The 12,491-nt window shown below is 57.5% G+C and carries 9 protein-coding genes; all 9 read left to right on the forward strand.

What is annotated here, in order from left to right:
* The first annotated feature begins 2 nt into the window (after window positions 1-2).
* On the forward strand, window positions 3-1,199 hold the full coding sequence (locus FHG12_RS17115; protein WP_165699440.1) for an alginate lyase family protein: 1,197 nt from the start codon (window positions 3-5) through the stop codon (window positions 1,197-1,199).
* A 60-nt stretch (window positions 1,200-1,259) separates the two neighbouring features.
* Window positions 1,260-2,456, forward strand: a complete 1,197-nt coding sequence (locus FHG12_RS17120; protein ID WP_139516886.1) for a glycoside hydrolase family 88 protein — start codon at window positions 1,260-1,262, stop codon at window positions 2,454-2,456.
* 5 nt (window positions 2,457-2,461) lie between these two features.
* Window positions 2,462-3,277: an SDR family oxidoreductase gene (locus FHG12_RS17125; protein ID WP_139516887.1), complete on the forward strand. Its 816-nt coding sequence runs from the start codon at window positions 2,462-2,464 to the stop codon at window positions 3,275-3,277.
* Between the two features lie 20 nt (window positions 3,278-3,297).
* The gene (gene uxuA, locus FHG12_RS17130; protein ID WP_230471177.1) at window positions 3,298-4,470 is read left to right on the forward strand and encodes a mannonate dehydratase; all 1,173 of its coding nucleotides are present in this window, start codon (window positions 3,298-3,300) and stop codon (window positions 4,468-4,470) included.
* A gap of 106 nt (window positions 4,471-4,576) precedes the next feature.
* On the forward strand, window positions 4,577-7,042 hold the full coding sequence (locus FHG12_RS17135; RefSeq protein WP_230471178.1) for a glycoside hydrolase family 2 TIM barrel-domain containing protein: 2,466 nt from the start codon (window positions 4,577-4,579) through the stop codon (window positions 7,040-7,042).
* A gap of 124 nt (window positions 7,043-7,166) precedes the next feature.
* Window positions 7,167-8,027 carry a DUF5694 domain-containing protein gene (locus FHG12_RS17140; protein ID WP_230471179.1) on the forward strand — a complete coding sequence of 287 codons (861 nt, stop codon included), beginning with the start codon at window positions 7,167-7,169 and terminating at the stop codon, window positions 8,025-8,027.
* Between the two features lie 343 nt (window positions 8,028-8,370).
* Window positions 8,371-10,746 (forward strand): SulP family inorganic anion transporter, encoded by a 2,376-nt coding sequence (locus tag FHG12_RS17145; protein WP_165699441.1) that lies wholly within the window; start codon window positions 8,371-8,373, stop codon window positions 10,744-10,746.
* Between the two features lie 152 nt (window positions 10,747-10,898).
* On the forward strand, window positions 10,899-11,579 hold the full coding sequence (locus tag FHG12_RS17150; protein WP_139516888.1) for a response regulator transcription factor: 681 nt from the start codon (window positions 10,899-10,901) through the stop codon (window positions 11,577-11,579).
* Between the two features lie 3 nt (window positions 11,580-11,582).
* A complete protein-coding gene (locus tag FHG12_RS17155) occupies window positions 11,583-12,491 on the forward strand; it encodes a sensor histidine kinase (RefSeq protein ID WP_139516889.1) in 909 nt (302 codons plus the stop codon).

A 12,491-nucleotide genomic window follows, 5' to 3' on the forward strand; every position in this document is an offset into this window, starting at 1 on the left:
GTATGCGCGGAATACGAAGGCTTGGCTGGGTGGTGGTACTGCTGTTGCAAGCCGTTGCGATGGCAGGGTATGCCGCCCCCGCAAGCCCGTTTCTGCTGCTTGAGGCCTCGCAGATGGCCGCTTACAAAGCGGCTTATGCAAAGGGTAGCGCCTCGGAAGTAAAGCAGGTAAAAGCGCTTTTGGCTGAGGCTGATCAAGTCTTGGCTACTGGCCCTTACGCAGTTACCTTCAAGAAGCAACTGCCGCCCAGCGGCAACAAACACGATTACATGTCGCAGGCTCCGTATTGGTGGCCCGACCCCACCAAGCCCGACGGAAAACCATACATCCAGAAGGACGGCCTGAAAAACCCGGAATCGACTAACCTGAAGGACAGCGAGAGCCTGACGAAAGTCTGCGAGGGCGTAAAGGCCTTAGGGCTAGCGTATTATTTTACCGGCGAAGAAAAATACGCAGCGCGCGCAAGCAAGCTGCTCCGCGTGTTTTTTCTGGATGCCGACACCCGGATGAACCCAAATCTGAGTTTTGGGCAAGGCATTCCGGGCATGGCGGATGGGCGCAGCTATGGCATCATCGAAAGCCGGCATCTGACGGAAATTCCGGATGCCTTGGCCCTTATGAACGGCGCCAAAAGCATCGATGCCAACCTGGTGAGCGGCCTGAAAAGCTGGTATAAGCAGTTCACGCAATGGCTACTGACCAGCCAGATCGGCCGCGAGGAAGGCAACAATAAAAATAACCACGGTACATTTTACGATGTGCAAGTGGTTGATTATCTATTATTTACAGGTGACAAAGCTCAGGCAAAGCAACACCTTGAAAATCAGACCGTTCCGCGGTTGGCTTCCCAGATAGAGCCCGATGGCTCGCAGCCTTTGGAGCTAGCCCGCACCCGGCCCTGGAACTACACCACCATGAATTTGCAGGGCTGGGTAGAGCTGGCCTTGCTTGCCCCGAAAGCCGGCGTGGATTTGTGGCACTATGCAACCTCCGACGGCCGCGGCTTGCGCCAGGCCGTAGCATGGTTTCGGCCGTATTTATTGCAGCAAAAAAAGATGGAGCGGCCGGACGTTGCGCCTACTAACAATAACACCATTCTGGCTCTCTACAACCACGCCGGCCGCATTTATCCGGAGTTGGAAGTCGCCAAAGTATTCGCCCTTTATCCCGATTACGTCAGGGTTCCCTGGGCCTTCTGACCCGCGACTGACCTTCCGCTGAGCGCCGCTTAGCGGAGGGATCGTTTCTGTTTGTTGCCTATGATTCAGACTTTCAAACCTGCGCTAGTGCTGTTGTTGCTATTGCTTTCGGGCGAAGCGTTGTTTGCCCAGCCGACAACAAGCGGGGTGCCGGTCGAGCGCGTTGTTGCGCTGGCAGAAAAGCAGTATCTGGCTTATATCCAGCATTATCCGGATAGCACCCAACACCCCCGCAGCACAAAAGAAGACGGCTCGATTCTGCTGACTTCTTCACGCAACTGGACCAGCGGCTTTTTCGCCGGCAGCCTGTGGTACGTGGCCCGCTTCACGGGGCAAGAGGCCTGGCGCCGCCGCGCCGCCGCCTGGACCGAAACGCTCGAAGCCGAAAAAAACGTGACCATCACTCACGATTTAGGGTTTATCCTGTACTCGTCGTATGGACAGGGCTTCCAGCAAACGCACAACCCTAAGTACCGGGACGTGCTGTTGCAGGCCTCGGCTACGCTGTCGCGGCGGTTCAGTCCGGTGGTGGGCGCCATTCGTTCCTGGGATTTTCCGCAGTATTCGTATCCCGTGATCGTCGACAACCTCATGAACCTGGAAATGCTGCTGTGGGCGTCGAAGGCGAGCGGGGATTCTACCTTTGCTCGTATCGCTAAATCGCACGCTAACACCGACTTGCGCTACCGGTTTCGGAAGGATAACAGCAGCTACCACGTACTGGATTTTGACCCGGCCACTGGCAAACTGCTCCGGCAAATGACCCATCAGGGCTTTGCCGATAACTCGTGCTGGGCGCGCGGGCAGGGGTGGGCCATTTATGGGTACACGATGCTCTACCGCGAAACCGGCAACACCAAATACTTGCAGGCCGCCACCCGCGCGGCCAATTATTTCATCAAGCAGACCAACAAAATCGCCGACCACATTCCCTATTGGGATTTCAACGATAACGCCATTCCGCAGGTGCCGCGCGATGCTTCGGCCGCGGCTGTAGCGGCATCCGGAATGTTGGAGTTGAGCAAGTACGCTAAGGGAGGAAAGAAGTATTATAGCGCTGCGGTTACAATGCTAACCAGCTTGTGCTCCGATACATACCTGGCCGCGCCCGGCACCAATAATTACTTTCTCCTCAAGCACAGCACCGGTAACAAACCCTCCAAATCGGAGGTGGATGCCCCCTTGGCGTACGCCGATTATTACTTCCTGGAAGCGCTGTGGCGCTACAAAAGCTACTCGACTCTAACCCTTAAGTAAGTATCATGAACGACAGCTTTTCCTTGCGCGAGAAAGTAATCGTGGTGACCGGTGGCACGGGCATCCTGGGCGATTCGTTTGTCAACGGCATTGTGGCCGCGGGCGGGGCCGTGGGCATCTTGGGCCGCAACGCCGAGGTCGCCCACGCGCGGGCCGACGCCATTACCCGCCAAGGGGGCCGGGCGGTGGCCTTGGTCGCCGATGTGTTGCAGGAAGCCGAGTTGGTGGCCGCCCGCGAGCTGCTGCTCAGCACCTTCGGCCGGATTGACGGGCTGGTCAACGGGGCCGGCGGCAACGCGCCCGACGGCGTGCTGGACCCGGCCGAAGACGTGTTCAAGCTGAACATTGCCGGCATGCAGCGGGTGATGAACCTGAACCTGTGGGGCACGATTATCCCCACGCAGGTCTTCGGGCCGGCCCTGGCCGCGTCGGGCAAGGGCAGCATCGTGAACATCTCGTCCATGAATTCGAAGCGCGCCATCACCAAGGTGCTGGGCTACAACATGGGCAAGGCCGCTGTGGATTGCTACACCCAGTGGTTTGCCGTGGAAATGGCCAATCGCTACGGCGACAAGCTGCGCATGAACGCCTTGGCCCCCGGATTTTTCCTGACCGAGCAAAACCGCAGCTTGCTGACCACGCCGGAAGGCGGCTTCACGCCGCGCGGGGAACTGGTCATTCGCCAGACGCCCTTCAAGCGCTTTGGCCAGCCCGACGAGCTGCAAGGGGCGTTGGTGTGGCTCCTGAGCGACGCGTCGCAATTTGTCACCGGCTCGATGGTCTGCGTCGACGGCGGGTTTTCCATCTTTGGGGGCGTTTAACCTATAAAAATCAAGAAACAATGGCGTATTCCATGCAGCAAACCATGCGCTGGTTTGGCCCCAACGACCCCGTGAGCCTGTCTGATATCCGGCAGGCCGGGTGCAGCGGCGTCGTGACCGCCCTGCACCACATCCCGAATGGCGTGGTATGGTCGGTGGCGGAAATCCAGCGGCGAAAAGCAGAAATTGAAGCGGCCGGCCTGCTCTGGAGCGTGGTGGAAAGCGTGCCGGTGCACGAAGCCATCAAAACTCAAAGTCTTGGTTTTGAAACGTATATAGAAAACTACCAGCAGAGCCTGCGCAACCTGGCAAGCTGTGGTATCTACGTCGTTACCTACAACTTTATGCCGGTGCTCGACTGGACGCGCACCGACCTGAGCTACACCCTGGCCGATGGCTCGAAGGCGCTGCGGTTCGAGCGGGCGGCTTTTGTTGCGTTCGACACGCTGCTTCTGAAGCGTCACCATGCCGAGCAGGAATACACTGCCGAGGAGCTGGCCGTGGCAAAGGCCCGCTTCGAGGCCATGAGCGAGGCGGACAAGTTGCAACTTCAGCGCAACATCATTGCCGGGTTGCCGGGCAGCGAAGAAAGCTTCACGCTCCAGCAGTTTCAGCAGGCGCTCGACGCTTACGATGGAATCGACGCGGCTAAGCTACAGGCCAACCTGATTTATTTTCTACAGCAAGTAGTGCCGGTGGCTGAGGAAGTGGGCGTGAAGCTGGTCATTCATCCCGACGATCCGCCGTACCCAATTCTGGGTTTGCCGCGGGTAGTGAGTACTGCCGCCGACGTGCAGGCGCTGTTCGTCGCCGTGCCTTCGCCAAGCAACGGCCTGTGCTTCTGCACCGGCTCCTTCGGCGTGCGGCCCGACAACGATTTGCCGGCAATGGTGCGGCAGTTTGCCGAGCGCATCAACTTCGTGCATCTGCGCAGCACCCGTCGCAACGAGCAGGGCGATTTCTACGAAGACAACCACTTGGAAGGCGACGTGGACATGTACGGCGTGGTGCGGGAGTTGCTCGGCGTCATGCAGCAACGCGGCCTGGCCATCCCGATGCGGCCCGACCACGGCCACCAAATGCTTGACGATCTGCACAAAAAGACCAATCCGGGCTACTCCGGCATCGGCCGCCTGCGGGGCTTAGCTGAGTTGCGCGGGCTGGAAATGGGCATTCAAAAGAGCCTGTTTTAGACTCTTGACGCCCATCAACTTAAAAACGCCGGTCAAGCTGAGCGCAGTCGAAGCATGACCGGCGTTTTACAAGAGCTTTCAAAGTGAAAACGGAATTATTATCGCATTGATACATAGAAGGTTACTGCTGCTTTGGCTGGGTTTGGTGCTGAGCATTTCGACTGCGTTTGGCCAGCAGCGAACCCGGCTAAACGACGACTGGGAATTCGTCCGGCAGGACTTGGGCGGCGTATGGGAAGCGGTGCGCCCCGTGGTAGCGGGCAACCCCGAAAGCGTGCCGCTGTGGCAAAAAGTGACGCTGCCGCATTGTTTTAACGCGCGCGACGCCGTCGACCCAGACGTGAATTACTACCAGGGGCCGGGCTGGTACCGCACCCAACTCACGGTGCAAAACCCCTACGCCAACGGCCGCACGCTGCTGCATTTTGAAGGCGCCGGCCAGAAAACCGAGGTCTACATTTACACCACCAAAGTCGGGAGCCACGTCGGCGGTTACGACGAGTGGACGATGGACATCACACAGGCCGTGGCCGATTTTCAGAAAACGGAGGCTTACAAGACCCAGTTCAAGGGCAAAATTCCGCTTTCCATTCGCAGCGACAATTCCCGCGATCTGGAAATGATACCTTCTGATCTGTCGGATTTCAACGTGTACGGCGGCATTTATCGCTACCTGAACCTGGTGTATGTGCCGGCGCTTTCGCTGGAAAGAATAGCGGCCAAAGCCGAAGTAGATAAAGCCGGAAAACAGGGCCAGCTTACAATTAAAGCAACTTTCTTCAACCCAAACCAGCTGGCCAAAGCCGAAATCAACGTGCGGATTCTCGACCCCAAAGGCAAGCAGGTTGAGAGGTATCAGGCTGGTGTGGCGGTAAAAGCAGGGGAGCAGGAGCTTCATGCCTTTCGGGTCAAAAAACCGCAGCTGTGGTCGCCGGACAAGCCAAATCTGTACACAGTGCAGGTGACGGTGAAAGCCGGTTCCGATGCGTATGTGCAGACCGAAAAAGTAGGTTTTCGGCACATCGAATTTGTTGAAAAAGGGCCGTTTATGCTCAACGGCAAGCGCCTGCTATTGCGCGGCACCCACCGCCACGAAGACCACGCCGGCGTAGCTGCCGCCATGACCGAGCCGATGATTCGGCAGGAAATGCGCATGATGAAGGAAATGGGCGTCAACTTCATCCGGTTGGGTCATTACCAGCAATCGCGCATTGTTTTGCAACTATGTGATAGTCTGGGGATTACGGTATGGGAGGAAATTCCGTGGTGTCGGGGTGGCTTGGGCGGAGAGGTGTACCAGAGCCAGGCCAAGCGCATGCTCACCAACATGATTGAGCAGCACTACAACCACCCGGCGGTCATCATCTGGGGCTTGGGCAACGAGAACGACTGGCCCGGCGATTTTCCGGAGTTTGATAAGGAGAAGATCCGCACGTTCATGAAGGAATTGAACGCGCTTTCGCACCAGCTCGATGCTTCGCGCTACACGGCCATTCGTCGCTGCGATTTCTGCAAGGATATCCCCGATGTGTATTCGCCCTCGATCTGGGCGGGTTGGTACCGCGGCATCTACACCGAGTACAAAGAGGTGACAGAGAAGGAGTTTCAGGGCGTGAAGCGCTTTCTGCACGTCGAGTGGGGCGGCGACAGCCACGCCGGTCGGCACTCCGAAAACCCCGACAATGCCTTAGCCAAGATCAGCCGGGGGCAGGGCGCCGACGAGCGATCCGGCGACGCGTCGCTGTTTGGTGGCAGCGCGCGCGTATCGAAAGACGGCGACTGGAGCGAGAGCTACCTCTGCAACCTCGTCGATTGGCACCTAAAGGAACAAGAAACGATGCCGTGGCTCAGCGGTACGGCGTACTGGCCCTTCAAGGATTTTTCGACGCCCGTTCGCCCCGACAACCCCATCCCGTACATGAACCAGAAGGGTGTGATCGAGCGCGATTTCACCAAAAAAGAAGCGTATTACGTCTTTCAGTCGTACTGGACCACCACGCCGATGGCGCACATCTACGGGCACTCGTGGCCGGTGCGTTGGGGCGAGGCCGGCGAGCAGAAGATGGTGAAAGTGTACTCGAATTGCGAGCAGGCTGAGCTGTTTGTGAACGGGAGAAGCTACGGCGTGAAAAAGCGCAACAGCCAGGATTTCCCGGCGGCGGGCCTGCGGTGGCTGGTGACCTTCGACAACAGCCGCGAAAACACCATCAAAGTCGTGGCCCGCCAGGGCAAAACGGTGGTGCAGGATGAAATTCAGCAGCGCTACCAAACCGACAAATGGGGCAAGCCCGCCAAGCTCATTCTGGAGAAAACAGCTGAGCAAAATGGCCTCGCCACGGTGCAGGTGAAGCTACTCGATGCCCATGGCGTGCAGTGCCTGGATGCCGTCAATTGGGTGAGCTTTTCGCTCAGCGGCGACGGACAACTGCTAGACGACTTAGGCACGTCGTCGGGCTCGCGCAAGGTGCAGGTCTACAACGGGCGAGCCGTTATTCGGGTGAAAACCAACGGCGGCAAAAGCGTGGTCGGCGTGCAGTCGGAGGGGATGGCCACGGCCTTGCTGCCCCTCTAGAGAAATCCGGTTTCTTGATTAGTTTGCGCAGGTATACTTTTAAAATTAAATAATGATTAACATAAATATCTCATTATCAAATACTTGTATAAATAAAGCAGTTGTATTTCTTGGCCTTCTCGCCTTGGCTACATCGGCGGCAACTGCCCAGCGCACACGCCCCGACGAGATCCAGGTGATGGTAGTGGGTTTCGATCACCTAAACCAGCTCTACAACAAGCAGCCTTCTTCGGATGTGTTCAGCGCCAAAAAGCAGGCGGAGCTGGCCAAGCTGCGCGCGCGCTTAAAGCAGTTTCGGCCCGATGCTATACTGCTGGAAGCCGAGCCCAAGGAGCAACCCGAGATCGACAGCTTGTACGCCTTATACCGGAGCGGACAGCTCCACCTTTCGGCGTTGCCCACGGGGCGCAGCGAACGGTATCAGGTGGGCTTTGCGCTGGCGAAAGAGCTAAATCTGCCGGCTCCGCAAGGCGTTGATTACTATGCCGCTACGTCGCAAAATTTATTAGCCACCGGCGACAACATCGATGCCTTCAAGCAAGGCTTGCTGAAGTTGCAGACGACTTCCCGGCCGCTGAAGCGGCTGGTGCAGCACGATAGCCTGTCGGTATACGATTATATTGCCCTGGCAAACACGCCCACAATGGTTTCGCTGATCCATCGGGTGCAATTCAATACGCCGGCGCTGGTCACCAACGGCGCGTTTTTCGCCACCGGCACGAATACCAACGACTTAGGCAAAGTGGATTCGGCTTACGTGGGGGCGCATTACATCACGTTGTTCTACAACCGCAACCTGAAAATCTACTCCAATATTTTGCGGGCCCAGCAAAAGACCCAGGCCCGGCGCGTGCTGGTGATGCTGGGCCTGGCCCATGTGGGGGTACAGGAAGAACTAGTGGCCGCCAACCCCGATTATCAAGTGGTGCACGCCACTAAGTATCTGAAAACGAACCAGACGAAGCTGTTGCAGCCCAAGCAGTAACAAAGGTCGGCACCGCTGACAGTCCGCCGACGCCCCTCGCGTGCCATGCTGCGCGAGGGGCGTCGGCGTTCTTATCGTTTTCTAATAATCTTCTAACGAAATTCTAATAGCCTTATAACCTGGCTTTAATTCTGGCTATAAGGTTGGGTTTTACCTTTGTAGAAGAAAATCCAACCTTCTGTTTTCGACGCTTTTTTGCCCGCTAAGCCAATGAGCAGTCCCGCTAAATACAGCTCCCGGCGCTGCCGATTGTAGCGGATCGGCCCGTTTTTTCCTGTTAGACATCCTGTTGCAACGCTGCTTTTGGGCAGCGCCAACTCCCTCATGCCTTTTCCGAACGCCTATGAACACTGCATCTGTAAAACCCCGTAGCTGGGATTTTTCTTATTTCAAAAGCGACTTGCAGGGCGGCCTGGTGTCGTTTTTGGTGGCCGTGCCGCTGTGCCTGGGCATAGCGCTGGCTTCCGGGGCGCCGCTGTTTGCTGGCATTATTGCGGGCATCGTGGGCGGCTTGGTGGTGGGCGCCCTGAGCCGCTCGGCCGTGAGTATTTCGGGGCCGGAAGCGGGCCTTATTCTGGTGGTAGTGAGTGGCTTAGAATCACTGGGTTCGTTTAAAGCCCTGCAACTGGCCATCTGCGTGGCCGGCGTGATGCAGCTCGTACTGGGCGTGGCGAAGGCCGGCATCATCAGCAACTTCTTTCCATCGTCAGTTATCAAAGGAATGCTGGCGGCGATTGGTATCATCTTGATATTGAAGCAGATACCGCACTTGCTCGGCTACGACGCCGACGCTGTAGAATCCTTAGCGCTGTTTTCGTGGAACGGCGGCAACCTCGAAGGCCTGCTCACGCACGCCATCCGCCAGATCAACCTTACGGCGCTGGCAATTGCTGCGACGTGCTTGGCCGTGCTGCTGGCCTGGGAACGACCTTTTGTTAAGACGCATGCCGTGTTTTCGAAAATCCCGGCCGCGCTGGTGGTGGTGGTGGTGGGCGTGAGCTTAAACGAAGTGGCGCGGGCACTCAACCCAGCGTATGCCTTGGGCGGTACGCACTTGGTGCAGCTACCCGTGCCGCAGAGCGCTGCCGAGTTTGTTGGCCTGTTTACGCTGCCCGATTTTTCGCAACTCACTAATCCTCTGGTCTATCAGGCGGCCGTCGCAATTGCGCTGGTTGCTAGTTTAGAAGCGTTGCTGGCCGTAGAAGCTACCGACGAACTGGACCCGCTGAAGCGCAAAACCCCCACCAACCGCGAGCTAAAAGCCCAGGGTGTCGGCAACTTTGTGAGCGGTTTGCTGGGCGGCTTGCCCCTGACGTCGGTGATTGTGCGCAGTTCGGTGAGCATCAACGCCGGCGGGCGCACCAAGCTGGCGGCCCTGATGCACGGCAGTTTTCTGCTGCTGAGCGTAGTGCTGTTTCCGCGCTTGCTCAACATGGTGCCGTGGGCAGCACTGGCGGCCATTCTGCTGATTACGGGCTACAAACTGGCGCGCGTCAGCGTTTTCAAGCAGCACTTCCAAGCCGGCCTGACCGAGTTTCTACCATTCATCGTCACCATCGTAGCCATTCTGCTCACCGATTTGCTGATTGGCATCGGTATCGGCGCGGTGGTTGGGCTGTTTTTTATCCTGCGCGAAACCTACAAGAACGCTCACTTTTTTCAGCACTATACGGTGCAAGGCCAAGAGCACCTGCGCATTAGCTTGGGCGAGCACGTGTCGTTTCTGAACAAAGCCAGCATCATGACCGTGCTCAAAGACATTCCGGCCGACACGACCGTGGAAATCGACGGCACCAACTCTGCCTACATCGACCGCGACGTGGTGGCGGCTATCGAGAATTTCCGCGAAACAGCCCGGCAGCGCAACATCCAGCTGATTTTTCTGCGCACCGGCGACAGCTACGCCCAAACCATCGCCGAGCAGCCGCACGTCAGTGGCAAGGAAGCCGACTTCGAGGCCTATTACAAGCTCTTCGAAAACAACCGCAACTGGGTAGCCGAAAAGCTGCGCCGTAACCCGCGTTTCTTCGAGGCCGCGGCGCAGCAAACCCCCAAGTTCCTGTTCATTGGCTGCTCGGATAACCACGTGTCCGTCAGCGAGATAACGGGCACGGCACCCGGCGAAGTGTTTGTGCACCGCAACGTGGCCAACCTGGTTGTGAGTACCGATCTGAACCTGATGTCGGTGTTGCAGTACGCTGTGGATGTGCTTCACATTCAGCACATTATCGTGTGCGGTCACTACGGCTGCCGGGGCGTGAAAGCCGCTATGCAAAACGTAGAAGCCGGGGTAGTTAGCAGCTGGCTCAGCAGCGTGCGGGAGGTGATGCAACGCCACCAGCACGAGTTGGGCAAGCTCGAAACCGAAGAAGAACGCTACCGCCGTCTCGTGGAGTTGAACGTGATCGAGCAGGTTTATAACCTGCACCAGACCGACACCCTGCAACAGGCGTATCAGCGCCAGGCGAAAGTACATTTGCACGGCTGGGTGTACGATCTGCACGATGGCGTAATCCGCGATCTGGAAGTGGATGTGCGGCGTGATTTTGCCGAATACGACACGATTTTTCGGTATCAGGTAGCGCCTGAGGGGCTGCGCAAACTGTCCGGTGAACTGTTTCAGGCGCCCTCCATTTACTCGATGAGTACGGGCGCCGGGCGCAGCCCCATCCTGGCCATTCCGCCCTTCGACGGCGGCGATGCGTTGGGCGTGCCGTAGGGGCGTGGGACCCCGAAAATTTCAAAACCTGTAGTACATTAACTTGTTCAGAACGTATTGCCAAGCCCTCCCGCGATAGTAAAAACACCACCCACAGTCGTAGCATCGGCAGTCCTTATTTTTTCAAACCTGCTAATCCTGAACCGTTTGTGATGAAAATACTGATCGTAGAGGATGAGTTGAAAGTAGCTTCTTTCCTGAAAAGCGGGCTGCAAGACTACGGGCTGGAAGCGGCCGTGGCGCTGGATGCCGTTTCGGCCCAACGGATGCTGGCCGCCGCCGATTACACCGTGGTTATTCTGGACGTTAATTTGCCCGAAATGAGCGGGTTTGAGTTGTGTCGCTTCATTCGCCAGCAGTACGCCCAACTGCCCGTGCTCATGCTCACGGCCATGGGATCCACGGACCACAAGCTCATGGGCTTCGACGCCGGCGCCGACGACTACTTGGTCAAGCCCTTTGAGTTTCAGGAGTTGCTGGCGCGGCTGCGGGTGCTGCACCGCCGCTACGCCGGCGCGGGCGAAGAGAGCGTATTGAAAGTGGCCGATTTAGAACTGCACGGCAGCAGCAAACTCGTGAAACGCGGTGACAAGCGTATCGATTTGACTGCGAGAGAGTTAGCATTATTAGAATTTTTCATGCTGAACCAAGGGCGCGCGCTCACGCGGCAGGAAATTGTGGGCAAAGTCTGGGATTTGTCGTTCGATACGGGCACCAACGTGGTGGACGTGTACGTGAACTACCTGCGCAAAAAAATCGACAAGGATTTCTCGCCCAAACTCATTCATACGCTGAACGGCATCGGCTACATCCTCGAAGACCGCCACGCGTAACGCATGCTACTGTTCTTGTTCCTGGGCTTTCTGGCGGGCGCGGCATTGGTGGGAGGCGTGATGGGTTGGCAGCGCCAGCGCACGCTCCGAAGGTTGCAGGAAATGGCAGCTCAAGTAGAGGCAATCCGTGTTTCCAGCCTCTACCAGCGCTTGTCGCTTGATGCGAAACCAGGAGCGGAGGCGCCGCTACTCCATAGCCTCAACAACTTGCTTACGCGCTTGCAAAACGTGTTCGAGAGCCAACGCAGCTTCGTAATCAACGCGTCGCACAAGCTGCGCACGCCGCTCACCATGATCACCGGTCAGATAGAGGTCACCCTCATCAAAGCGCGCACCGCCGAGGAGCACGAGCAAACGTGGCGCTCGGTGTTGCAGGATATTTCGCGCCTCAATCAACTTTCCAACGACCTGCTGGAGCTGGCCCAGCTCAGCGCCGACCGCTTCCGCTTGGTCCCGCAGACCGTAGCGCTCGACGAGGTGATTTACCAGGCCGGTGCCAAACTGAAAGCCCGGCGCCCCAGCTACCAAGTAAAGCTGGAGTTTGCCCCGCAGCTGGACGAACTCGACGGCCCCCTCACCGTACCCGGCGACGCGCATCTGCTGGAGCAAGCCTTCCTGCATCTGTTGGAAAATGGCTGCAAGTTCTCGCCCGACCGGCAAGTGCGCGTGGAACTGGGGCTGGACGCAGAACACGCCGTTCTGCAATTTCAAGACCATGGCAGCGGCATTGCCGCCCCCGAGTTGCCGCGCATTTTCGAACCTTTTTTTCGGGGAGCAAATGCGCGGCAGGTACCGGGTCACGGCATTGGATTGGCGCTGGTGCAGGGCGTGGTGCAGTTGCACCAAGGAAGCATTGAAGTAGCGCCGGCGCCGGAAGTAGGTACTACTTTCATCGTGCGGCTACCATTGTGA

The organism is Hymenobacter jejuensis (assembly GCF_006337165.1).
Classification (GTDB): Bacteria; Bacteroidota; Bacteroidia; order Cytophagales; family Hymenobacteraceae; genus Hymenobacter; species Hymenobacter jejuensis.